Annotated in this window: 20 protein-coding genes; 10 read left to right on the plus strand and 10 right to left on the minus strand. The window is 68.9% G+C overall.

Annotated elements, in window-relative coordinates; all coding sequences use genetic code 11:
* Window positions 1-21 precede the first annotated feature (21 nt).
* Window positions 22-915, minus strand: coding sequence for an alpha/beta fold hydrolase (locus tag LX13_RS11465; protein WP_253661441.1), 894 nt, complete (start codon window positions 913-915; stop codon window positions 22-24).
* A gap of 104 nt (window positions 916-1019) precedes the next feature.
* On the opposite strand from LX13_RS11465, the gene LX13_RS11470 reads away from it, so the two are divergent.
* Window positions 1020-2168 carry a phosphatase PAP2 family protein gene (locus LX13_RS11470; RefSeq protein ID WP_372499874.1) on the plus strand — a complete coding sequence of 383 codons (1149 nt, stop codon included), beginning with the start codon at window positions 1020-1022 and terminating at the stop codon, window positions 2166-2168.
* A gap of 35 nt (window positions 2169-2203) precedes the next feature.
* Here LX13_RS11470 and LX13_RS11475 read toward each other — a convergent pair whose 3' ends face one another.
* The gene (locus LX13_RS11475) at window positions 2204-3172 is read right to left on the minus strand and encodes an EamA/RhaT family transporter (protein ID WP_308214736.1); all 969 of its coding nucleotides are present in this window, start codon (window positions 3170-3172) and stop codon (window positions 2204-2206) included.
* 137 nt (window positions 3173-3309) lie between these two features.
* Here LX13_RS11475 and LX13_RS11480 point away from each other — a divergent pair, with 137 nt between their 5' ends.
* Both LX13_RS11480 and LX13_RS11485 read left to right on the plus strand, forming a co-directional pair.
* The gene (locus tag LX13_RS11480; protein ID WP_253661442.1) at window positions 3310-4476 is read left to right on the plus strand and encodes an ATP-grasp domain-containing protein; all 1167 of its coding nucleotides are present in this window, start codon (window positions 3310-3312) and stop codon (window positions 4474-4476) included.
* 27 nt (window positions 4477-4503) lie between these two features.
* Window positions 4504-5412: an arginase family protein gene (locus LX13_RS11485; RefSeq protein ID WP_253661443.1), complete on the plus strand. Its 909-nt coding sequence runs from the start codon at window positions 4504-4506 to the stop codon at window positions 5410-5412.
* A gap of 6 nt (window positions 5413-5418) precedes the next feature.
* On the opposite strand, the gene LX13_RS11490 is transcribed toward LX13_RS11485, so the two are convergent.
* Genes LX13_RS11490 through LX13_RS11505 form a run of 4 tightly spaced genes read right to left on the minus strand, consistent with a single transcriptional unit; the run spans window position 5419 to window position 8955 of the window.
* Complete coding sequence (locus tag LX13_RS11490) at window positions 5419-6264, minus strand: alpha/beta fold hydrolase (protein ID WP_253661444.1); 846 nt, start codon at window positions 6262-6264, stop codon at window positions 5419-5421.
* A gap of 26 nt (window positions 6265-6290) precedes the next feature.
* Complete coding sequence (locus LX13_RS11495) at window positions 6291-7076, minus strand: acyl-CoA thioesterase domain-containing protein (protein ID WP_253661445.1); 786 nt, start codon at window positions 7074-7076, stop codon at window positions 6291-6293.
* A 4-nt stretch (window positions 7077-7080) separates the two neighbouring features.
* Complete coding sequence (locus LX13_RS11500; protein WP_372499875.1) at window positions 7081-8358, minus strand: MFS transporter; 1278 nt, start codon at window positions 8356-8358, stop codon at window positions 7081-7083.
* A gap of 39 nt (window positions 8359-8397) precedes the next feature.
* Window positions 8398-8955: a hypothetical protein gene (locus tag LX13_RS11505; RefSeq protein ID WP_253661446.1), complete on the minus strand. Its 558-nt coding sequence runs from the start codon at window positions 8953-8955 to the stop codon at window positions 8398-8400.
* Between the two features lie 154 nt (window positions 8956-9109).
* Here LX13_RS11505 and LX13_RS11510 point away from each other — a divergent pair, with 154 nt between their 5' ends.
* Window positions 9110-10495, plus strand: a complete 1386-nt coding sequence (locus LX13_RS11510) for a YibE/F family protein (RefSeq protein ID WP_253661825.1) — start codon at window positions 9110-9112, stop codon at window positions 10493-10495.
* Here LX13_RS11510 and LX13_RS11515 read toward each other — a convergent pair.
* Window positions 10484-12145, minus strand: a complete 1662-nt coding sequence (locus tag LX13_RS11515; RefSeq protein WP_253661447.1) for a diguanylate cyclase domain-containing protein — start codon at window positions 12143-12145, stop codon at window positions 10484-10486. The two genes, LX13_RS11510 and LX13_RS11515, sit on opposite strands and share 12 nt — an antisense overlap.
* A gap of 168 nt (window positions 12146-12313) precedes the next feature.
* Here LX13_RS11515 and LX13_RS11520 point away from each other — a divergent pair, with 168 nt between their 5' ends.
* Entirely contained in the window at window positions 12314-13501 is a 1188-nt protein-coding gene (locus LX13_RS11520; protein ID WP_253661448.1) for a beta-ketoacyl synthase N-terminal-like domain-containing protein, read from the plus strand.
* Between the two features lie 57 nt (window positions 13502-13558).
* Here the strand turns inward: LX13_RS11520 and LX13_RS11525 are convergent, their stop codons facing one another.
* Genes LX13_RS11525 through LX13_RS11535 form a run of 3 tightly spaced genes read right to left on the minus strand, consistent with a single transcriptional unit; the run spans window position 13559 to window position 15636 of the window.
* Complete coding sequence (locus LX13_RS11525) at window positions 13559-13978, minus strand: PPOX class F420-dependent oxidoreductase (RefSeq protein ID WP_253661449.1); 420 nt, start codon at window positions 13976-13978, stop codon at window positions 13559-13561.
* Between the two features lie 12 nt (window positions 13979-13990).
* Window positions 13991-14194 carry a hypervirulence associated TUDOR domain-containing protein gene (locus LX13_RS11530; RefSeq protein WP_253661450.1) on the minus strand — a complete coding sequence of 68 codons (204 nt, stop codon included), beginning with the start codon at window positions 14192-14194 and terminating at the stop codon, window positions 13991-13993.
* A 41-nt stretch (window positions 14195-14235) separates the two neighbouring features.
* Entirely contained in the window at window positions 14236-15636 is a 1401-nt protein-coding gene (locus tag LX13_RS11535; protein WP_253661451.1) for a cation:dicarboxylate symporter family transporter, read from the minus strand.
* 141 nt (window positions 15637-15777) lie between these two features.
* On the opposite strand from LX13_RS11535, the gene LX13_RS11540 reads away from it, so the two are divergent.
* The 5 genes from LX13_RS11540 (at window position 15778) to LX13_RS11560 (ending at window position 23133) form a co-directional block, all read left to right on the plus strand.
* Complete coding sequence (locus tag LX13_RS11540; RefSeq protein ID WP_253661452.1) at window positions 15778-17379, plus strand: sensor histidine kinase; 1602 nt, start codon at window positions 15778-15780, stop codon at window positions 17377-17379.
* Entirely contained in the window at window positions 17376-18116 is a 741-nt protein-coding gene (locus LX13_RS11545; protein WP_253661453.1) for a response regulator, read from the plus strand. Before LX13_RS11540 ends, LX13_RS11545 begins: the two co-directional genes overlap by 4 nt.
* Window positions 18117-18135: 19 nt before the next feature.
* Complete coding sequence (locus LX13_RS11550) at window positions 18136-19017, plus strand: aldo/keto reductase (protein WP_253661454.1); 882 nt, start codon at window positions 18136-18138, stop codon at window positions 19015-19017.
* An 11-nt stretch (window positions 19018-19028) separates the two neighbouring features.
* A complete protein-coding gene (locus tag LX13_RS11555) occupies window positions 19029-22433 on the plus strand; it encodes a pyruvate carboxylase (RefSeq protein ID WP_253661455.1) in 3405 nt (1134 codons plus the stop codon).
* 145 nt (window positions 22434-22578) lie between these two features.
* Window positions 22579-23133, plus strand: a complete 555-nt coding sequence (locus tag LX13_RS11560; protein ID WP_253661456.1) for an HdeD family acid-resistance protein — start codon at window positions 22579-22581, stop codon at window positions 23131-23133.
* Window positions 23134-23150: the final 17 nt, after the last annotated feature.

Below are 23150 nucleotides of genomic sequence, written 5' to 3' on the forward strand. Positions count from 1 at the left end.
GGCACGCTCGGCGGCGCGGGCTCAGGTCGTGGCGTCGCGCGCGGTCTGATCGACCCATGTGCAGGCCGCGACGAACTCGGGGTTGAACTTGTCGGCCTCGAGCACGCAGCACGCGTGACCCGCGGCGATGTCGAAACGCCGCGCGCCGGGTATGCCGCCGACCAGGAGCTGCTGTCGCGCAATCGGTATGACGCGATCGCGGGTGGTGACGCACACCGCCGTGGGGACATCGATCTCGCTTAGCCACGGCCGTGAGTCGAACCTGCCGAGCTCGTAGCCGATCTCGCTGATGTGCGACAACCGCGTCGACCGCACCTGCCGCAGGGCCCAGGCCCCGTCGGACAACCCGCGCTCGTCGAGGACGTGTCCGCGCAGCGACCGCACCGGGGCGGTGAACTTGGTGGCCACCACGTTGACCACCCGGTCGATGGCGAGGCGGCCGGTGGTCGAGGTCCCGAAGTACGGGCCGGTCGACGCCAGGACCAACCCGCGTACTCGGTCGGGATGCGCACGCCACGTGAGCTGCGAGGTCCCGCCGCCCATCGAGAACCCGCCGACGAGGAACGTCTCGAGGCCCAGGACGTCGGCCAGCGCGACCACGTCATCGGCGCAGTCGGCCAGGCGGAAGTGGTCGGATCGGATCCCTCGGCCGTGCCAGCGCTGGTCCATGGTGATCACCCGGAACGTCTCGCTCAACGCGGGGATCACGGAGTACCAGGACAGCAGCCCCGTCGTCACGACCGCGTGCAGCAGGACGATGGGCGGCTTGGTCCCGGTCGGGTCGGAGTCGGTGACGAACGTCGTCCCGCGCCCGGGGAGGTCGACCATCGACCCGTCGGGGACGTCGTGGGTCGGGTAGGTCCGGAAGAGGCGACTGACGCCGCCTGCGGCCCGGTCGACGAGGGTGACGGCCATCAACCGATCGTAGCCACGGCCCTCGAAATGACGTGGCACCGAACCTCGGACAAACTATGGTTTAACAGAAGTGAACAACCGGCTTTCTCGGTGAAGGGTGTTGCGTGACGATTTCCGAGGCCGACCGGTCGTCCGGGGGGACTGCATCTGCGCCGGACGATTCTGCCGCGGTCGAGGCCCCGGAGCCGTCGACCGACGAACGATCGGGCAGTCGCTCGCTCCTGCGCAACCTCCGGATGTGGCGATACCTCGCCCTGACCGTGTGGCTCGCCGTCCTCATCTGGCAGTTCATCGAGGTCGGCCTGGCCTTCGACCGCACCCGGCTGATCCTCTGGATGTGCCTGGGACTGGCAGCCGCGAGCATCGGCAGGCGACGGGTCATCACCGTGCTGATCGACTGGTTGCCGTTCGTCGGGATCCTGATGCTCTACGACCTCACCCGCAACGTCGCCCAGTGGATGGGGATGCCCACGCACTGGCATCTCGCCGTCGACGCCGACCACGCCCTGTTCGGGGTCAACCCCACGGTGTGGCTGCAGGGCCACATCAAGATGGCCTCGCCGCCGTGGTGGGAGGTCTTCACCAGCGTCGTCTACATCTCGTACTTCGTCGTGCCCTACGTGGTGGCCGGTGTCCTGTGGCTCAGGGACCGCTCCGCCTGGCGTCGCTACGCCGTCGCCTTCGTGGCCACGACGTTCCTCGCGCTCGTCGTCTACACGCTGGTCCCCGGCGCCCCGCCGTGGGCGGCCGCGCGCTGTTCGGCCGAGCAGGTCGTCGACCACCCGCGCGACCCCGCCTGCATGTACAACGAGATCCCGGACGCCTCCGGTGGACTCCTCGGACCGGTGACCACCACCCATCCGGGCGCGCAGCCCTACGTGGAGCGCATCTCGGCCCGTGGCTGGGAGGTGCTCGACATCCGCGCCGCCTCGACCCTGATCTCGGTGGGGCAGTCCAAGGCCAACCTGGTCGCCGCCATCCCGTCGCTGCACGCGGGCCTGACCATGCTGCTCGCGCTGTTCATGTGGCCCCGCGTCCGTGCCCTGGGGCGAACGCTGTTCATGGGTTATGCCGTGGTCATGGCGTTCACGCTCGTCTACACCGGTGAGCACTACGTGTTCGACATCCTCGCCGGCTGGGGACTGGCGGCCGCCGTCATCGCGGTGCAGTACCTGTACCTGCGCAGGCGGGCGAAGAAAACCGCCGACGTCACCGAGAGCGCGGACGACTCCGGGGTGCCGACGACGGCCTGATCGTCGGCCCGGACGGTGAGCGCGGCGAGTCGACGTCAGCTCGTCGGGCCGGCGTGAGCCGAGTCCGTGTGCTGCTTCGGGCGACGGCGCCAGCCGCCTTCGGTGGGTGGCGCCTCGCCGAAGTGGTCGGCCTCGGCCGATCCGTAGTAGGCCACCGCGATGGCGCCGATGACCGCACCGATGAACCCGACGATGGCCAGCCATCCGAGACCGGGCTCGGCCTTGTCGCCGAGGAACAGCACGCCGATGATCCCCGGAGCCGCGGTCTCACCGACGACCAGCACCGCGGTCACACCGTTGACCGCGCCCAGCTGTAGGGCGACGGTCTGCACGTAGAAGCCGATGGCGCCCGCGATGGCGATGGTCCACGCGGCGGGATCGGTGAGCAGCGTGACGGGGTCGAACGGATCGACGCCGCGCAGGATCCGCACGGCGATGGCGATCACGCCGAACAGCAGACCGGCCGCGGCGCCACCGATGAGGGAGCCCCGCGCACCGAGCTTGTAGACGACGAGGACCGCGGCCGCCGACAGGGCTACGGTCGCGGCGAAGAGCGCCCAGTGGAACGAGAAGGAATCCGAACCCTGGGTCGGGTGATGCGTCGAGGAGAACCCCAGCATGCACAGCGAGGCGATGACCGCGATGATCGCGATCCAGTCACGCGTGTGCAGCCGGATGCCGAGCACAGCCGTCCCGAGCAACGCCGTGACGATGAGGTTGGCCGAGACGATGGTCTGCGAGAGGAACAGCGGCAGGAATCGCGCCGCGATCGCGCCCCCTCCGAAGCCGAGCACGACCAGACCTGTCCCCATGAGGAAGGCGGGATCGCGCAGGGTGGCGGCAGTGGATCCGAGCGAGGGGCCGCCGGCCGCGGTGGTCATCGGTGCGCCGCCTGCGTCCCGCGCGGTGACCGCGGCACGACGCGCCCCGAGAGCGCGCAAAACGGACGAGAGGCCGTAGCCCAGGGCGGCGAGACAGGCGAACACGATGCCGATGACGAACACGTGGACACCTCCGCGGCCGGGTCGCGCCCCGAATGGGGCCGCGCGCAGGCTGATCCGGTGAAACCGTGCCTGACCGTTGCTTAAGCTACCATGGTGAGATTCTGTCCTTGATCTCGGTGTGAGAGTAATGGAGTTCCATGTCAGCCCCAGGGAGCAAACGTGTCCTGATCACGTTTGCCCGGTCGTTCCTCACCCTTGACCTCGCACGGCTGATGTCCGCGGCCGGCCACGATGTCACCGTGGTCGACAGCATCAGTCTTCCCGTCTCCCGGTTCTCCAACGCGACCTCGGCCTTCGAGAAGGTCCCGTCGCCCACGTTCGAACCGCGCGCCTACTGCCGCGAACTGGCGCGGATCGTCACCGAACGCGAGATCGATCTCCTCATCCCGGTGCACGAGGAGACCGACATCATCGCGATGTTGCGCGCCGATTTCCCCGACACCTGCGAGCTGTTCCTCTCCGACTTCGAGGTGGAGAACAACCTGCACAACAAATTCGAGTTCCAGCGGGTCCTCGCCGAGCGCGGCATCCCGACCCTCAAGTTCGCGCAGGTGCGAAGCCAGGCTGACCTCGAGGCTCTCGACTTCGACACCCCCTTCGCCCTCAAGGAGTGCTACTCCCGCGGGTCGCAGAAGGTCTACAAGGTCACCCCGGGTGAGCTGCCCACCGACATCGAGTTCTCGCCCACGAATCCCTGGATCGCGCAGGAGTGGATGAAGGGCACGCCCTACTGCTCCTACTCGGTGTGTCGTGACGGAGAAGTGTTGGCACACACCGTTTATCCGGTCGGCTACGCGATCGACGGCCGCTCCTGCATCGCATTCGACGCGATCGAGCACGCCGGGATCCTGGACTGGATCACCTCGTTCGTGAAGCAGATGAACTTCACCGGTCAGGTCGGCTTCGATTTCATCGAGGACGCCGAGGGCAACCTGTTCACCATCGAGTGCAACCCGCGCGGCACCAGCGGCATCATGCTGTTCGAGCCACACAACCGGGTCGACAAGGCGTTCACCGGTGAGGCGACGGAGCTGATCACCCCGGATCCGGGTACCCGCAAGATGATCGGGTTCGGCATGGGCCTCTACGGGTGGACGAAGGCGTCGCGCAGTGGCCGCACCATGCGCGAGTTCGTGCGCGACTTCCGTGCGTACGACGACGTCATCACCAACCGCCGCGATCGGTTGCCGGCGTTCATGATGGTGGTCGCCTACATCGACATCGCCCGCATGTGCTTCAAGTACCGCGTCGGCCTGGCCGAGGCGTTCATGCACGACCACGAGTGGGACGGCCAACCCGTCTAGCGCAGACCGATGGGGATGTGATCGCCGATGTCGACCCTTGCCGTGCTCGGGGTGCCGAGCAGCGCAGCCAGTTACGCCGCCGGACAAGACCAGGCGCCGCGGGCGTTACGCGCGGCCGGACTGTTCGACGCACTCGCCGACGCGGGCATCGAAGCCCTCGACGCGGGTGACGCGACCGAACAGGTGTGGGCACCGGACCCGTCCGCCCCGCACGCGCAGAACGCGGCGCAGGCGGTCGACTCGGTGCGGGAGACGGCCGAGCGGGTCGCGACGTTGCTCGGGTCCGGTCACCGCGTCGTGGTCATCGGCGGCAACTGCACCATCGCCACGGGCGCCGCTGCCGGACTGACGCAGCGGTCGGACGACCGACCGGGCCTCGTCTACATCGACCGCCACTTCGACATGAACACACCCGAGACGACGAACGAGGGTGCGATCGACTGGATGGGCGTCGGTCACGCGTTGGCTCTCCCCGGAGCGCTGGACTCCTACCTCGACGTGCTCGGTGACCGACCGCTCCTGCAGCCGGACCGGCTCGTGTTCTTCGGCGTCGACCCCACGCAGTCAACGCAATTCGAGCGGGACCACGTCGACCGCCTGGACATCCCCGTCACCACCCAGGCCGATCTCATGGCCGATCCGGTGGAGTCCGCCCGCGGTGTGCTCGCCACGTTGCCGGACGTGTCGTTCGTGGTGCACGTCGATGTCGACGTGCTCGACTTCACGCGAGCGCCGTTGTCGGAGAACACCAGTGGCCGCAACATCGGTCCGTCCCTGGCGCAGCTCGAGGCCGCCCTGAGCGTGCTCGTCGCCGATCCGAGATGGCGCGTGCTGACGGTGGGGGAGATCAACCCGACCCGGTCGGCGGGCGTCCCGGGCCTGCTCACCGACTTCTGCGCCCTGCTGGCCCGGGTGCTCGCGTCCGCGCGGTCCTAGGGTCGGTCAGCTCGCTGCGGGCCGGTTGGTCTCGCAGAAGGTGGTGATCCGCGCGACCGTGTCGGTCTGGCCGGTGAACAGGCCGCCGTGGGCGACGCCGTCGATCTGCGCGTACTCGGCGTTCGGCATCTTCGACGCCGCGGCGCGGCATCCCACCGGTGGGAAGAACAGGTCGTGCTCGAAGGCCAGCACGAGGGCGGGCGGGTCGAACGCCGCGAGGTGCTCGGGGAGGGGCTCGTTCGCGGTGATCCACGAATACGACGCCTGCAGTTGACCTCTCATGCCGGCGTCGTTCGTCCAGACCTCCGAACTCGCGCCCAGTACCTGCTCCCATCCCACCACCGAGGCCGGATCCTGCAGCAGTGCGGGCTGCAGGGTGGTCATCAGCTGCTCGAAGGTCATGACGTCGGCGGGGATCTCGCCGTACTTGTCGAGCAGACCCAATTCCATGCGTCCGACCAGCTCGCCGATCGGGGAGGGCTGCAGCCCGGCGAGCAGCACGGCCGCGCGCACGATGCCCGGCTGTCGGCGTACCAACGCCTGCGTCGTGTAGCAGCCCATGGAGTACCCGACGACGATGATCTCGTCGAGACCCAGTGTCTGCAGCAGACACTGGGCGTCGAAGGCCAGGTCGTCGACCGTGTAGGGCGGCTCGGGAGCAGACGATGGTGCGACGCCGCGGGCGCTGTAGGAGATGACCTCGAAGCCGGCGTCGACCAGCGCGCCGCTCACCCCGGTGAACTCCCACACCCCGGCCGGCTGGCCGAGCCCGCCGACCAGCAGCACCGCCGGGCCGGATCCGACTCGTTCCACCCCGAGGGTGACGCCGTTGCCGATGTCGATGTTCTCCATGTCCCGCTCCCGGTGTCGTCGTGTTTCTAGTGCCCGCTGAAGTCGATCTGCGCGGCGGCGTTGCCCAGCGCGGTCACCATGCCGGTGCCCAGCGGCCCGAGGTGGTCGAACAGGGTCGCGGTGCCGACCGCGATCCCGTCGGAGGTGATGTGGGTGTCGGCGGTCAGGCCGATCCGCTCACCGGCGGGCAAGCGCGAGATGGCAACGGTCAGATCGCAGTTGATGTAACCGATCCCGTCCGAGCCCCAGTTGGTCACGAGGCTGGTGGCCTCGGCGGCCATCACGAGTTGTACGAACGGTGTGTTCTCCGTGTCGAGGACGGCAGGGATGCTCTTCGCCCACAACTGCTTCCGGCTGCCGTTCTGGTGATCACCCATCGTCTGGGTCCACCCGGCGTCGGTGCTGCCGTACCAGCGGCGGTGGCCCTCGGTCTCCGGCGGGTCGAACGGGTGCTCGGAGTGCCATTCCTGTCCGGGAGGTGCGGTCGCGCGACGCAACTGCACCAGTGTCGCCTGCGCGACGACCGTCTCGCCCTGGCAGACGTTCGCCTCGCTGATGTGGATGCGGCGTCCGGCCCGGACCGCGCGCGTGCGGACCTCGAGGGGGGCGTTGCGGGCGGCCTTGAACAGATCGATCGTGATGCGCGCGGGCACGAAGTCGTCGAGTCCGAAGTCGTGCTCGAGAGACCGCGCCACCGCCGCGCACACCGCGGGACCGTTGAGCATGTCCGGCGCCCAGCGCCCGAGGGCATATTTCGACGGCAGGTAGTGCCCGTCGTCGTCGATGGTGAAGAAGTAGGGGATCGCCGTCACCGGCTCATCCTGTCCTAACCGATTCGTCGGCCGTCTCACGGACCCGGTACTGGGTCAGCACGGCCACCAGCGACGCGATCGCCAGCACCACGCCGAAGGCGAACAGCACCGGATAGGTGAGCGCGGGAACCGCATCGTGCACGAGGGCGAGGACGACCGGTGCGGCGAAGCCCAGGTAGGTCAGTGAGTAGAAGACCGCGGTCAGACCGGCCAGATCCGCGGGCTCGGCGATGCGACCGACCTCGGCCAGACCCGCGACGAGGGCCATGCCGTATCCGCAGCCGAGAACGGCACCGGTGACGAGGGTGAGCCAGGGGTTGAGCACGGTCGACGCCCAGGCGCCCATCGCCATGCCGACGATCAGCAGACCGAGCGCGGTCACCGAGCTGCGCGCCCGGTCGGGGCGGTCGATGCGTCGGGCGACCGACTGGACGCCGAATCCTGCGCTCAGCGTGACCAGGGTGACCAGGGCGGCGTAGGCGATCTGCAGGTCGCCGACCTTCTGGGCCATCAGGGTGGGCAGCACGGCGTAGGCGGCCGCGGCGGCACCGAACACCCACGGCGCGACCGGGATGACGACCCGGATGAACCGGCGATGACCGGCGGCGGTGATCGTGAGGTCCTCACGCAACGACCGCGGCGCGGTGCTGGGGTCCACCGTCTCCGGCGGCCGCATGACCCAGATCGCACCGATGGCGCAGAGGGCGACGTTGACGAGGTAGGCGAGGGAATCGGGGAGCGGCGCCCACTGCGCGAGGACACCGGCGGCTGCGGCCCCGATACCGAATCCGGCGGTCAGGCTCATCGCGGCGCGGCGGGCACCACGCGTCGCCGACCCGGCCGCCTCGAACGGCGGGCCGGACAGCTCCTTGATCCAGCTGCTGCCGACCGCCATGGCGAGCCCGAGCGCGACACCACTGCAGATACGGCCGATGACCAGCAGTGACACGTGATCGGCGCCGACCGCCAGGATGATCGAACCGATCGCGGCGATGATCGGCGCCGGACGCATCAGCGGTGCGCGACCGAACCGGTCGGACAACGGACCGCCGATCATCAGCGCGGGGACGATGCCGACGACGTAGGCGAACAGCAGGGCGTCGACCACCGGACCGGACAGGCCGTGGCTGTTCTTGTACATGACCAGCAGCGGGGTGAACTCGTTCCCGCCCCAGGCGATGGCGAAGATCGCTGCGCCTACGCCCCACCACTGTCCGCGACGCGTCGGACCGGTGGTGGTCCGTTCGGTGGGGACTGAGGAGGTGGCGGACACGTCCCCCATCCAATCCCGCGCCTGTGCGCGAGTGCAAAACGGTCGGCCTCAGCGGATGAGGCGAAGGCCGTCCATCGTGAGCGACCCGTCGGGCGCGGGGAGACCGGCTGCGAGCGACACGGCGGCGGTCTGCAGATCCGGCCCGTTGCACAACCCGTCGAACGTCAGCGTCGCCGGCGCATCGGACTCGCCGTTCTGTCGATGCACCACCGCGGCCCCCAGCAGGGCGAGCGACCCGGCGCGGTCACCGGCCGTCCAGAGCGCGTCGGCGGTCGCGAGGTAGAGCGCGACGGCGGGATCGGTCTTGTGGAGTTGCACGAGGGCCCAGGCGTAGCGCTTGGCGGCGTCGACGGTGTCGGCCTCACCGGGGCCGTGGGTGCGGCGGTACTTGCCGTACAGCTCGCGGCAGAGCGGCTCGGAGTCCGACCACAACTCCAGGTGGCACATGCAGCGGACCGAGTCGTGCAGGTTGGAGAGGTACATCAACGAGTACGGCCCGTCGCGTCGCGAACGGATCTCGCGCAGAACGGAGAACTCGGCGAGCGCGTGGGTCCACTCACCCGCCGCGAGCAGCGCCGCCGCCTCGTCCTGCAGCTCATCGATCACCGCTCCATGATGACCCTCCGCACACCGTTCGGGTCGGTGTTTGCCGCATAGAGTGTGCCGGGTGAGCGAGCCTGACGATCCGCGCGACGACCACCCGCACGCTCCCCCCTCAGGGCACGGTCACACGCACAGTCCGTCGGCGATCGCCGTGCACATGCAACCCACGGTCGCCCGCGTCGTGGTCGGACTGATCATCGCAGCCGCGGTGGCCGTCGTCGTCGGCGCGATCGTGCTGTGGCCGTCGCACCGCCAGCACGAGGTGCCCGTGCAGTTCCAGTCGTCGGCCCCCGACGGCCGTCTGGCCACCGCGACCGGGACGGTGATCGCGCAGACCCGGTCGGCGTGCCTCAACCGGCAGGCGGGAACCGTGTTCGGCGGCGCCGCGCAGGTCACACCGACCGACGACGGGCCGTGCATCCAGAGCACCGTCCGCATCACCTCCGGCAAGGACACCGACGCCAACACCCTCGTCGAGGTGCCCACCAACCGCGCGCAGTCGGGGACAGCGCCGGGCACGGTGGCCCAGAACTTCACACCGTCCCAACTCGACCAGGTCCAACCCGGTCAACCGTCGCTGGGTCTCGGCGACAAGATCCGACTCGTCGTGTCGCCGGGGTCCGACGGGGCTGCGTCGTACGCGTTCTACGACTACAGCCGCGGGACGTCGACCATCATCTGGGCGTTGCTGTTCGTCGCGGCCATCGTCCTGGTGGCGGCGTGGCGCGGCCTGCGGTCGGTGATCGGTCTCGTCATCGCGTTCGTCGTGCTGCTCGGGTTCACCCTGCCCGCGATCCTCGACGGCAAATCGCCGGTGGCGGTGGCCATCACGTCGTCGGCGGCGATCCTGCTGATCGTCATCTACCTGGCGCACGGGGTGAGTCTGCGGACGAGCGCCGCGCTGTTGGGGACCTTGGCGTCGCTCGGGGTCGCGGCGGTGCTGTCGTATCTCTCGGTGGAGACGATGCACATCACCGGGCTGTCCGGCGAGCAGACCACGAACCTGCAGGTGTATCAGAACGGCATCTCCACCAACGGGATCCTGTTGGCGGGCTTCATCATCGGTGCACTCGGTGTCCTCAACGACGTCACCATCACCCAGGCGTCGGCGGTGTTCGAACTCGCGGGCGGCGGACGCACCCGGCGGGCGTCGTTCGCGGCCGCGATGCGCGTGGGTCGCGACCACATCGCCAGCACCGTCTACACGCTCGTCTTCGCCTACGCGGGCAGCGCGCTCCCGTTGCTGCTCTTGTTCTCCGTCGCCGGGCAGTCGTTCTCGAATCTCGCGACCACCGACACCGTCGCGGTCGAACTCGCCCGGTCGTTCGTCGGCGGCATCGCGATCGCGTTGTCGGTGCCGCTCACCACGGCCATCGCGGTCGCGCTGGTGCACCGGCACGAACGACCGGACGGCAAGCGCGGACACCGGCCGGTGCCCCCGCCGACCCCGCCGAGGTCCCAACCACCGAGGTCCCAGCCGCCGAGACCGGCGGAACCGCAGGCCCCCGCGGCCCGTCGATCACGGCACTCGCTACCCGATTGACCGCATCCTGATGCGCATGCGTTCGCGGAGACCGGGCACGTAGAACTGGGTTCTGCCGCGGCCCTCGGTCTTGGCCGCGTACATCGCGATGTCGGCGTCGCGCAGGATGTCGTCGGCGGTGCGGATGTCGCGCTCACCGATCAGCGCCACCCCGATGCTGGCGCCGATGTCGACCAGTTCCCCGTCGACGACGAACGGCTTGCGCAGGGTGCGGTGCAACTCGTCGGCCAGTTGCTCGATGGCCGCGCGGTCGGGGCGGTCGAACACGATGGCGACGAACTCGTCGCCACCGACACGACCGATCAGGTCGGAACCCGACACCAGCGATTTGAGTCGGCGCGCGGCGACCTGCAGGACGCGATCGCCCGCGCTGTGGCCGAGGGAGTCGTTGATGAGCTTCAGTCGGTCGAGGTCGATGAACAGCGCCGCGACCGACCCCGTGCGTGGGATGGCCGCGAGGGCCTCACCGAGATGGGAGACCACCGAGCCACGGTTGGGCAGTTCGGTCAACGAGTCGTGTGTGGCCGCGAACTCGAGGTCGGCCCGGATGGTCTGCTGCTCGGAGATGTCGGTGAACGAACAGACCGCCGACGAGGTGGACGGCGAACCCGGATCCATCAGCCGGACGCTCGTCGAGATCCAGACGCGACGCCCCGACGGCAGGTCCACGCCCAGCACCACACCGGCGAGCGGGATCCCGGTTGTCATCACCTGACAGATGGGGTGCTGATCGTCGGCCAGTGCGTGACCCTCGTGGTCGAAGACCTCGAAGTCGAGGAATCTCGTCGCGTCGTCGCCGGTCCCGACCGGCAGGTCCACGCCGGTGATGGCCTTCGCCGCGGGGTTCGCGGTGGTCACCCGGCCCCCGCGATCGACGACGATGATGCCCTCGGCGATCGAGTCGACGACGGTGCGGAAGTAGCGTTCGGCCTGCTGCAGCGCGGTCTTGTCCGAGCAGATCACCACGTATCCGTCGTCGACGGCGGTCACGGCGACCGAGATGGCCAGCTCACGCCCGTCGGCGGCGCGATGGATCTGCGTGGCGGTGCCGCCGGCGGCGACGATCGCACTCGCATCGAATCCGACTCCGAGCGCGTCGCCGATCGGGGCGCCGATGACCTCCACGATCGGCCGTCGGTAGATGGCCGCGGCAGCGGCGTTCCAGCTCGCGATCCGACCGTCGTCGGAGACCGCGATGACGGCGTCGGTGACGTGGTCGACGACCGCCTCCTGATACCGGAGGGCATCGCGGACCGCCACCCGCGCGGCGACATCCCGCAGGATCACGAGGTAGGCGGGCCGGTCGTCCCAGGTGACGCGGATCGACGTCGCCTCGACATCGATCGTCGTGCCGTCCACCCGCACCATCGTGGCCTCGGACGGCTCCGAGGAATCGCCCTGCTGCGCCAGCGCCGCGATCCGTTCGAGCATGGAGCCCACCGAGTCCGGATGGACGAAGTCGGTGATCGGTCGGCCGATGATCTCGCTGTCGGCGGCCGCGCCTGCCCACGCGACGCCCGCGGTGTTGATCGCGACGACGATGCCGTCGGAGTGCACGCAGACCGCATCGGGGTAGTCGACGAGACGCCCGTAGGACCGGTCGGTGATCGAGGAGAGATCGGCGACCTCGCGTTCGCGTTCCGCGTCCATTCGACGACCTCAGTCCGTTCGGGCACCGGATCCGGCGCGATTCCGATGTCGATTACAACATTTTTACCTGTTTCGAGAGACCTGCAGTGGCTATTGGCCCGTCCACCACCCTTAATCGAAGAGGGACGTTTCACGCCGAATCGTCAAGAGGGAAAGCAGGTTAACGAAGTGACATCACGAATTGCGGGTAGCGAGCACTATGCACGGTCTGCAACTCAGATTGCAGGGGTCGGTGCGGTCACCGGGTACGGCTGGTCGCGCACGGATCTGTGGGACGGGCTGCTCAGCGGCAAACCGGCCGCGCAACTGTCCGGCGGCCTGGGGCCGGACGGATGTGACGAGGCGTGGGTCGCACGGGTGCCCGACGGGGGCGACACCCGTGACGGCGACAGCCTGTTCACCCGAGCCCTGCGCACCGCGGCGCGGGAGGCGATCGACGACGCCCGGGCGCGCGGCTGGCGGGCCGGGGCGCGGGTCGGCGTGCTGCACGCGACGGTCTACCCCGAGGTGGAGGCGTGGCGAACGTTCCACCGCGCCGATCGGTCCACGCACACCGCACGCGGCTTCATCACCCAGATGCCGTCGACCTCGATCTCGCTGATGATGAAGGAGTTCGGCTTCCACGGCCCGTCGATGTCGGTGGCGTCGATGTGCTCGTCGGGAAACGCGGGGATGATCACCGCGAAGATGTGGCTCGACGCCAGCCTGGTCGACGACGTCGTCCTGATCTCGACCGACCTGTCGCTGACGCCGGACACCATCGAGGGTTTCATCCGGATGGGCGTCGCGGTCGGGGACAGCGACCCGCTCGACGCGTCACGGCCGTTCCAGGAGGGCAGTCGCGGGTTCGGCCTCGGTGAGGCATCGGTCGCGATGGTGGTGTCGAACCAGGACAGCGACTCCTACGCCCGGGTCCTGGGCGGGGCGATGAGCCACGACGCGTTCCACGTGGTGTCGATCGATCCGTCGCACGAACAGGTCTTCGGGTGCGTGCGATCGGCGCTCGACATCGCGGGCGTCGATCCCGCTGAGGTCCGCTACATGAACGCGCACGGTCCGGGCACCGCGCAGTGCACGGCGGCCGAGACGGCGATCCTGGCCGAGATCTTCGCCGACGGTCCGCAGGTGTACTCGGTCAAACCGCTCGTCGGGCACTGCCAGGGGGCGGCAGCGGCGGTCGAACTCGCGGTCGCGGCGATCGGTTACGACGCCGGTGTCATCCCGGCGTCACCGCACGTGTCGGCCGCGCACCCGCGACTGCTCGACGGTCTGACCGCGATGGAACCGGGCGTGACGATCAAGACGTCGCTGGGCATGGGCGGCCACAATGCGGCGGTGCTCCTCGACCGTATCTGAACCTCTGGCGATCCGTCGTCGTCCGCGACGACCGCCATCACCTCGCCGTGGTGGCGGTCAGCGCGGCGCGGTGACCGCGATGCCGACCGTGGAACTCTTGCCCTTGAACAGGCTGCTGGCCGTCGTCGCGAAACGTCCGACGAGGCCGTACTTTGCGTTGATGACCTCGCGGGTGTGAGCGGTGCCCGCGTCGTCGAGGATGCGGGCGGTCGCCTCCATCGTGGGGCCGACGTTCTTGCCCGCACGATCGCAGGTGGCCAGCGTGACCCGCGGGGTGTTCCCGATCCGCTTGACCTTCCACGATTTCGCCTGCGTCCACATCAACAGCTCGCCCTTGTCGTCCAGGGCCGCCCAGATCGGGACCGGCTTGGCGACACCGGCTTTGGTGTAGGTCGTCAGTTGTACGTACTTCGCGGTGCCGATGTCCCCAAAAGGATTGTCACCGAACGGATTGGGGCCGGACGGTGTCGATGCCATGACCGGGCCCCGCTACTTCTCGTCCAGGGTGGACTCTTTGTGTGCGGCCTTGGAGCCGCTCTTGTCCGACTCGACGATCCAGTAGGGCTCGTCGTCACTGGCCTTGAACTTCTGGCCCTCGAACTCGAATTCCTTCGTGCGCTTCTCGACGGCTTTTCCATGGGTCGGGCCCTGCGGGGTGTTCCAGGAGACCGCGTCGCCCTTGCTGATCGACATGGTCTCGAGGTTACCCGCAGGGCCCTGGATGAAACGGTGTGTCAGGCGGTGGCCTTCGTGGTCGACACCGCCGGGGTCTTGTCGAACTCGTGCGGGTCGATCATGTTCAGCTCGTCGAACGGATCGTCGCCGGCGAGCACGGACTTGACCTTCTCGGCGTCGACCGTCTTGGTCCACGTACCCACCAGCAGGGTGGCGACGGCGTTGCCGGAGAAGTTGGTGACCGCGCGGGCCTCCGACATGAACCGGTCGATGCCGACGATCAGACCGAGTCCGTCGAGCAGCTCGGGGCGATGCGACTGGAGTCCGCCCGCGAGGGTGGCGAGTCCGGCGCCGGAGACGCCCGCCGCGCCCTTCGACGCGATGATCATGAACACCAGCAGGCTGATCTGCTCGCCCAGGCTGAGCGGCTTGCCCATGGCCTCGGCGACGAACAACGAGGCCATCGTCAGGTAGATCGCGGTGCCGTCGAGATTGAACGAGTACCCGGTGGGGACCACGACGCCGACGGTCGACTTCTCCACGCCGAGGTGTTCCATCTTGGCGATGAGGCGCGGCAGGGCCGACTCCGACGACGAGGTGGCGACGATCAGCAGGTACTCCCGCGCGAGGTAGCGGACGAGCTTGAAGATCGAGACGCCCGCGGTGAACCGCAGGAGGGTGCCGAGGATGCCGAACACGAACACCAGGCAGGTCAGGTAGAACGCGCCCATCAACATGAGCAGGTGGGTGACCGCGCTCCAACCGGTCTGTCCGACCACGTTGGCGATCGCGCCGAACGCGCCGATCGGGGCGAGCCACAGGACCATCGACAGGACTTTGAAGATGACCTTCTGGATGCTGGCGACACCGCGCAGGACCGGCTCGCCCTGGGTGCCGAGCGCCTGGATGGCGAATCCGACGAGCAGTGCGACGAACAGGGTCTGCAGGACGCTGCCGACCGTCAGCGACGAGACCAGCGTCTCGGGGATGATGCTCTGGATGAAGTCCAGCGTGCCGCCGGCCTCCTTGCTGGTCTCCGCGAGCTCGGAGCCCTTGCCCGCGATGGACTCGGTGATGTTGAGGCCGTCACCGGGCTGGATCAGGTTGCCGACCACCAGGCCGATGCCCAGCGCCGCCGTCGACATGCCGAGGAAGTAGGTGAAGGCCAGGCCGCCGACCTTGCCGACCGTCGCGGCCTTGCGGACCGAACCGATGCCCAGGACGATCGTGCAGAAGATGATCGGCGAGATCATCATCTTGATCAGCGAGATGAACATCGTGCCGAGGACGCCGAGCTCCTTGCCGAAGCTCGGGGCGAGGATGCCCACCGCGACACCGGCGACGACCGCGACGATGACCGCGATGTAGAGGTAGTGCGTGCGGTCCTTCTTCGGCGGCTGCTCCGCGGTGTCCGGGACGCGGTCGTCCGATGTCGGTGGTCGATCGTCGGTGGCGGTCATGAGTCCTCCAGATATCTGCGGGCCGCGTCGATGCGTGCCCGATGTGTCTGGTTGAGATCATGACCTGACACTGTGATTGGCGTCACGGTTGCGTTCATTACGTTCACGGTTTTCTCGTCGTCCCGCGCGGAGGAGGTCTCGATGGCCCGGTGGTTGCCGCGCACCCTCGCAGGTCAGGCGTTCGCGATCCAGGCGGTGGCGATCGTGGTGATCATCGCGGTGGCGGCGTCGTTGGCCGCCTACGACGCCCGCCGTGACGGTGATCGAGCCGCGCGGGACCGTGTGGTGGCGATCGCGGTGGCGCTGGCCGACTCGCCGTCGACCGCCGAGGCGATCGAATCCGGGACCGCACCCGCCCGGCTGCAACCGGTCGCCGAGCGGGTGCGATCGGACGCCGACCTCGCCTTCATCACGATCATGGCGCCGGACCGCACGCGGTTCACCCACGCGAACCCGGCGCTGATCGGGCAACCGTTCGTCGGGACCATCGCGCCCGCCCTCGCCGGGCGCACGTTCACCGAGACCTACACCGGCACCCTGGGACCGTCGATCCGTGCGGTGTCGCCGGTGCGCGACGGCTCCGGCCGGATCATCGGTCTGGTCTCGGCGGGCATCACCGTCGCGACGCTGGCCGACCGGTGGCGCGGACAGATCCCGATCATCGTCATCGTGACGGTCATCGCGCTGGCGTTGTTGATGGGCGGGACGCTGCTGGTCCGTCGGCGGTTGCTGCGGCAGACGCACGGGCTGGCCCCGTCCGAGCTGCGCGTCATGTACGAACACCACGACGCCGTCCTGCACGCGATCTCCGAGGGGCTCATCGTCGTCGACGACGGGGTCGCGGTGGTGGTCAACGACGAGGCACGCCGGTTGCTCACCCTGGGCGACGGCCCGGTCGACCGCTCGGCCCTGCCCGAGTTCCTGCGGGGCGGGACCGACGGGGCGGACCCGCACGACATCCGGGACGAGGTGCACGTGACCGGCGACCGGGTCCTCGTGGTCAACCGCACCGCCATCGACGGCCCGCGCGGGTCACGCAGCGCGGTGGTGACGTTGCGTGATCGGACCGAACTGCAGGGTGCGCTGGGCGAACTCGACTCGATGCGGGTGTTCGCCGAGTCGCTGCGGTCGCAGGCCCACGAGTCGGCCAACCGGCTGCACACCGTGGTCGGACTGGTCGAGATGGGGCGGCCACAGGACGCGGTGGCCTTCGCGACCACCGAACTCGAACTGTCGCAGCACCTCGTCGACCGGTTGACCGCTGCGGTGGGCGAGCCGGCCCTGGTCGCGTTGCTGCTGGGCAAGAGCGCGCAGGCCAACGAGCGCGGCGTCGAGCTGACGGTCACCGAGGACACCCAGCTCGGTGCCGACGACGACGCGATCCTGAGCAGCGCCGAGTTGATCACGGTGACGGGCAATCTCATCGACAATGCACTGGATGCATGCGACCGATCGGAACCGTGGGTGGAGGTGACCGTGAGCCAGGACGACGCCGGGTTGACCATCCGGGTGGCCGACAGCGGACCCGGGATGGATCCCGATGAGTTCGCGCGGGCCCGCCGCCGCGGGTACTCCACGAAACCCGTCGCCGACGTCGCGATGTCGGGTGGGCGCGGGCTCGGTCTGGCGTTGGTGTCGCAGGTCGTCGACCGCCACGACGGGACCATCACCGCGGAGATCACCTACGGCTCGGTGGTGCTGGTGACCGTGCCGCGACCGGGCGTGGTCGGGACGCGCGCGTGACGGCATCGGATCGCCGCCCCGACATCCGGGTGCTGATCGTGGAGGACGAACCGCTCATCGCCGCGGCCCACGAGGCGTACGTGGAGCGGATCCCCGGCTTCGTCGTCGCCGGTGTCGCCGGGACCGCCCGCGCGGCGCTGCGCACGGTGGCCGCGTGCGTGGCCGACGACAACCCGATCGACGTCGTGCTGCTCGACATCGGTCTGCCCGACGCGAGCGGCATCGAACTGGCGTCGGCGTTGTCGGGGCAACGCCCCGAACCCGACATCATCGCCATCACCTCCGAGCGCGACCTGTCGGTGGTGCGTGCCGCGGTCGCCCACGGTGTGCTGCTGTACCTGCTCAAGCCGTTCACCTTCGCCGCGTTCCGCGACAAACTCGAGCGCTACCGCGGCTACCGCGACGCGCTGCCCGCGGGGACCGACGCCGCCGGTCAGCAGGAGGTCGACCGCGCGATGTCGGTGCTGCGGGGGTCCGACGACCGGGCCAGCGCGCCGGCGGGTGCGTCGGGGCAGACCACCGAGAACGTCGCGCGGTGTGTGCGCGACAGCGACGACGGACTCACCGCGAGTGAGGCCGCGGTGCAGGCGGGGGTCTCGCGGGTGACCGCGTGGCGCTACCTCGAGCGTCTCGCCGACGACGGTGTCGTGGCGCGCAGCACCGAGTACGGACGCGCGGGGCGTCCGCAGGTGCGCTATCGGTGGCAGGTCGGCGGACCCGGCTCGCGGACGCGCTGATGTCGATAGCCTCTGAATCATGACTCCTCCGGTACCGACCACGACCCTCAACTCCGGACACTCCATCCCCCAGCTGGGACTCGGCGTGTGGCAGGCGGAGAACGACGAGACCGAGAAGGCGGTGGCCCACGCGATCGACGAGGCCGGCTACCGCCACATCGACACCGCGGCCGCCTACGGCAACGAGGAGGGCGTCGGGCGCGGCTTGGCGAGTTCGTCGGTGCCGCGCGAGGAGATCTTCCTGACCACCAAGCTGTGGAACGCCGACCAGGGCCACGACTCGACGCTGGCGGCGATCGACACGAGCCTGGGCAAACTGGGTGTCGAGTACGTCGACCTCTACCTCGTGCACTGGCCGCTGCAGGACAGCGAGCGGATGAAGCAGACGTGGTCGGCGATGGAGAAGATCGCCGAGTCGGGCAAAGCCCGCACGATCGGGGTGTGCAACTTCGAGCCACACCACCTCGAGGTGATCCGCGGCGACGGCGAGGTCGTCCCGGCGGTCGACCAGATCGAGCTGCACCCGCACCTGCCGCAGCAGGCCCTCCGCTCGTTCGCCGCGCAGCACGACATCGTCATCGAATCGTGGAGCCCGTTGGGCGGCACCAGCAACTCCGGCTGGGGCAAGGCGTCCAAGCCGAACACCCTGCTCGACGATCCGATCCTCGCGGCCATCGCCGAGAAGTACGAGAAGTCCATCGCGCAGGTCATCATCCGGTGGCACCTGCAGAACGATCTCGTCGTGATCCCGAAGTCGGTGCACGCCGAACGCATCTCGCAGAACATCGACGTGTTCGACTTCGCCCTCGACGACGAGGATCTGATGGAGATCGCCCGCCTCGACGACGGTGAGCGGGTGGGGCTTCATCCGGACGAGATGAACCTCGGGGCGCCGGACTAGGCTCTGTTTTCATGTTCTCCAAGGTGTTGGTGGCCAACCGTGGCGAGATCGCCATCCGTGCATTCCGAGCGGCGTACGAGCTCGGGGTCGCCACCGTGGCGGTGTACCCGTTCGAGGACCGGAACTCGGTGCATCGCACCAAGGCCGACGAGTCCTACCAGATCGGTGACGAGGGCCATCCGGTCCGGACGTACCTGTCGGTGGAGGAGATCGTCGACGCCGCTCGCCGTACGGGCGCCGACGCGATCTACCCGGGATACGGGTTCCTGTCGGAGAACCCGGAGTTGGCCGCGGCCTGCGCCGAGGCCGGCATCACCTTCGTCGGACCGTCGTCGGAGATCCTGGAACTGACCGGCAACAAGGCGCGGGCGATCGCGGCGGCGAAGGCGGCGGGCCTTCCGGTGTTGGCGTCGTCGGAGCCGTCGACCGATGTCGATGCGTTGCTGACCGCCTCGGAGTCGATGACGTTCCCGGTGTTCGTCAAGGCGGTCGCCGGTGGTGGTGGTCGCGGTATGCGCCGGGTCGCCGATCCGGCCGGTCTGCGGGAGGCCATCGAGGCGGCCGCGCGCGAGGCGGAGTCGGCGTTCGGCGACGCGACGGTGTTCCTCGAGCAGGCGGTCATCGAGCCCCGGCACATCGAGGTCCAGATCCTCGCCGACACCCAGGGCAACGTGATGCACCTGTTCGAGCGTGACTGCTCGGTGCAGCGGCGTCACCAGAAGGTGGTCGAGCTCGCTCCCGCACCGAACATCTCCGATGAGCTGCGCGACCGGTTGTGTTCCGACGCAGTCGCGTTCGCGAAGGAGATCAACTACTCGTGTGCGGGAACCGTGGAGTTCCTCGTCGACCGCGAGGGCCGGCACGTGTTCATCGAGATGAACCCGCGCATCCAGGTCGAGCACACGGTGACCGAGGAGATCACCGACGTCGACCTGGTGCAGTCCCAGCTGCGGATCGCGGCGGGGGAGTCGCTCCAGGATCTCGGACTTCGCCAGGAGGACATGGTGATCCGTGGTGCGGCGATGCAGTGCCGCATCACCACCGAGGACCCCGCCAACGGGTTCCGTCCCGACACCGGCCGCATCACGGCGTATCGCACCCCCGGCGGCGCGGGCATCCGACTCGACGGCGGGACCACCCTGGGCGCGGAGGTCTCGGCCTACTTCGACTCGATGTTGGTCAAGCTCACCTGCCGCGGACGCACCTTCGAGATGGCGGTGGCCCGGGCGCAACGGGCGTTGGCGGAGTTCCGTATTCGTGGTGTGTCCACCAACATCCCGTTCCTGCAGGGAGTGCTCGACGACGCCGACTTCCGGGCGGGGAAGGTGACGACCTCGTTCATCGAGGACCGTCCGCAGCTGCTGACCGCGCACGCCTCCGGCGACCGCGGCACGAAGATCCTGACCTACCTCGCCGACGTCACCGTCAACAAGCCGCACGGGGAACGTCCGTCGGCGGTGTACCCGCGCGACAAGCTGCCCGAGATCGACCTGACCGTGGCCCCGCCTGCGGGCAGCAAGCAGCGGCTGACGGAGCTCGGCCCCGAGGGGTTCGCGCGCTCGCTGCGTGAGCAGTCGGCGCTCGCGGTCACCGACACCACCTTCCGGGACGCGCACCAATCGCTGCTCGCGACGCGGGTACGGACCTCGGGTCTGCTCGGGGTCGCCGGACACGTCGCCCACCTGACCCCGGAACTACTGTCGATCGAGGCGTGGGGTGGCGCGACCTACGATGTGGCGCTGCGCTTCCTGCACGAGGATCCGTGGGAGCGGCTCGCCGCGTTGCGTGAGGCCGTGCCCAACATCTGTCTGCAGATGCTGCTGCGTGGCCGCAACACCGTCGGCTACACCCCCTACCCCGACGACGTCGCGGCGGCGTTCGTGTCGGAGGCGGCGTCGACCGGCGTCGACATCTTCCGGATATTCGACGCGCTCAACAACATCGACCAGATGCGACCCGCCATCGACGCGGTACGCGACACCGGGACGGCGGTCGCCGAGGTCGCGATGAGCTACACCGGTGACCTGTCGAATCCGGGCGAGAAGCTCTACACCCTCGACTACTACCTGCGCCTCGCTGAGCAGGCGGTCACCGCCGGTGCGCACATCCTGGCGATCAAGGACATGGCCGGCCTGCTGCGTGCGCCCGCGGCCACGACGCTGGTGTCGGCGTTGCGGTCCCGGTTCGACCTGCCGGTCCACGTGCACACCCACGACACCCCCGGCGGTCAGCTCGCGACCTACCTGGCGGCGTGGCAGGCGGGTGCCGACGCGGTCGACGGTGCCAGTGCTGCGATGGCGGGCACCACCTCACAGCCGGCGCTGTCGGCGATCGTCGCCGCGGCTGCACACACCGACCGCGACACCGGGCTCGACCTGCGCAACGTCTGCGACCTCGAGCCGTACTGGGAGGCGCTGCGGAAGGTGTACGCGCCGTTCGAGTCCGGACTCCCGTCACCGACCGGCCGCGTCTACACCCACGAGATCCCCGGCGGGCAGCTGTCGAACCTGCGTCAGCAGGCCATCGCGCTGGGCCTGGGCGACCGTTTCGAGGACATCGAGTCCGCCTACGCCGACGCCGACCGTCTCCTCGGCCGGGTCATCAAGGTGACGCCGTCGTCGAAGGTCGTCGGCGACCTCGCCCTGCACCTCGTCGGCGCCGGGGTGTCGGTGGAGGAGTTCGCCGCCGACCCGGGTCGTTTCGACATCCCGGACTCGGTGATCGGGTTCCTGCGCGGCGAGCTCGGCACGCCGGCCGGTGGGTGGCCGGAACCGTTCCGCACCAAGGCCCTGGAGGGCCGGGGTACCGCCCGCCCGGTCGTCGAGCTCTCCGAACACGACACCCAGTTGCTCGGCGCCGACTCCTCGGCCCGCCGCGCGACGTTGAACCGGCTGCTGTTCCCCGGCCCCACGTCGGAGTTCCTCGCCCACCGCGAGCAGTACGGCGACACCTCGTCGCTGTCGGCCAACCAGTTCTTCTACGGCCTGCGCCAGGGCGACGAACACCGGGTGTCACTCGAACGCGGCGTCGAACTGCTCATCGGACTCGAGGCCATCTCCGAACCCGACGAGGCCGGTATGCGCACGGTGATGTGTATCCTCAACGGTCAGCTGCGTCCGGTGTCGGTGCGCGACCGGTCGATCACCGCCGACGTCCCGACGCTGGAGAAGGCCGACCGCACCGATCCGTCGCACGTCGGTGCGCCGTTCTCCGGTGTGGTGACCCTCGTGGTCGGTGACGGCGACAGCGTCGAGGCCGGTGCCACGATCGCGACCATCGAGGCCATGAAGATGGAGGCCGCGATCACCGCACCCCGTGCGGGCACGGTCACCCGCGTCGCCATCAGCGGAGTGACGCAGGTCGAGGGCGGTGACCTGATCGCCGTCGTGGCCGTCGGCGACCGCACCGACGCCTGACCCCGCAGTTGGGCACGTAACTCCGCCAGTTGGGCACGTAACTCCGCCAGTTGGGCACGTAACTCCGCCAGTTGGGCACGTAACTTCGCCAGTTGGGCACCTGACGACGGGTGGGATCCGGTCCCGTCGGCGATAGGCTGGTGCCATGACCACGCCCACCACCACCCCGCACTTTCCCGACCAGATCCGCAACGCGGTCCGCGCCGGCCTCATCTCCACCTCGGTGCTGGGCATCGTGCTCGGCATCATCGCTCTGGTGTGGCCCGGCCCCACCCTGCTCGTGGTCGCCGTGCTGTTCGGCATCTCACTCATCCTGACCGGGGCCTACCGGCTGTCGATCGCGTTCTCCGCCAAGGGCTTGCCGACCGGCCTGCGCGTCGTGTTCGGCGTCGTCGGTGCGATCATCCTCATCGCCGGAGTGCTCTGCCTCTTCGACCCGGCCGAGTCACTGGTGCTGCTCGCCATCGTGATCGGTGTCGGATGGATCTTCCAGGGGGTCCACGACCTGATGTCGGATCGCACCGGCACACACAACGTGCCGCGGTGGGTGATGGTGCTCTCGGGCGCGATCTCGATCATCGCCGGCATCGTCGTGATCACCCTGCCCGGCCTCGCCATCGGCACGTTCATCACCTTCGGCGCGATCCTGCTGATCGTCGTCAGCGTCGTGAACCTGCTGACCCTGCCCCGCAAGGTCTGACACACGGGTCCTGCCCA

This window comes from Williamsia maris (assembly GCF_024171815.1).
GTDB classification, from domain to species: domain Bacteria; phylum Actinomycetota; class Actinomycetes; order Mycobacteriales; family Mycobacteriaceae; genus Williamsia_A; species Williamsia_A maris.

What these genes read in the sequence shown, in the direction of transcription:
- LX13_RS11465 (WP_253661441.1), bottom strand. Translation starts at nt 915, where the DNA reads ATGGCCGTCACCCTCGTCGACCGGGCCGCAGGCGGCGTCAGTCGCCTC.
- LX13_RS11480 (WP_253661442.1), top strand. Translation starts at nt 3,310, where the DNA reads ATGTCAGCCCCAGGGAGCAAACGTGTCCTGATCACGTTTGCCCGGTCG.
- LX13_RS11485 (WP_253661443.1), top strand. Translation starts at nt 4,504, where the DNA reads ATGTCGACCCTTGCCGTGCTCGGGGTGCCGAGCAGCGCAGCCAGTTAC.
- LX13_RS11490 (WP_253661444.1), bottom strand. Translation starts at nt 6,264, where the DNA reads ATGGAGAACATCGACATCGGCAACGGCGTCACCCTCGGGGTGGAACGA.
- LX13_RS11500 (WP_372499875.1), bottom strand. Translation starts at nt 8,358, where the DNA reads ATGGGGGACGTGTCCGCCACCTCCTCAGTCCCCACCGAACGGACCACC.
- LX13_RS11510 (WP_253661825.1), top strand. Translation starts at nt 9,110, where the DNA reads ATGCAACCCACGGTCGCCCGCGTCGTGGTCGGACTGATCATCGCAGCC.
- LX13_RS11515 (WP_253661447.1), bottom strand. Translation starts at nt 12,145, where the DNA reads ATGGACGCGGAACGCGAACGCGAGGTCGCCGATCTCTCCTCGATCACC.
- LX13_RS11525 (WP_253661449.1), bottom strand. Translation starts at nt 13,978, where the DNA reads ATGGCATCGACACCGTCCGGCCCCAATCCGTTCGGTGACAATCCTTTT.
- LX13_RS11530 (WP_253661450.1), bottom strand. Translation starts at nt 14,194, where the DNA reads ATGTCGATCAGCAAGGGCGACGCGGTCTCCTGGAACACCCCGCAGGGC.
- LX13_RS11535 (WP_253661451.1), bottom strand. Translation starts at nt 15,636, where the DNA reads ATGACCGCCACCGACGATCGACCACCGACATCGGACGACCGCGTCCCG.
- LX13_RS11540 (WP_253661452.1), top strand. Translation starts at nt 15,778, where the DNA reads ATGGCCCGGTGGTTGCCGCGCACCCTCGCAGGTCAGGCGTTCGCGATC.
- LX13_RS11550 (WP_253661454.1), top strand. Translation starts at nt 18,136, where the DNA reads ATGACTCCTCCGGTACCGACCACGACCCTCAACTCCGGACACTCCATC.
- LX13_RS11555 (WP_253661455.1), top strand. Translation starts at nt 19,029, where the DNA reads ATGTTCTCCAAGGTGTTGGTGGCCAACCGTGGCGAGATCGCCATCCGT.
- LX13_RS11560 (WP_253661456.1), top strand. Translation starts at nt 22,579, where the DNA reads ATGACCACGCCCACCACCACCCCGCACTTTCCCGACCAGATCCGCAAC.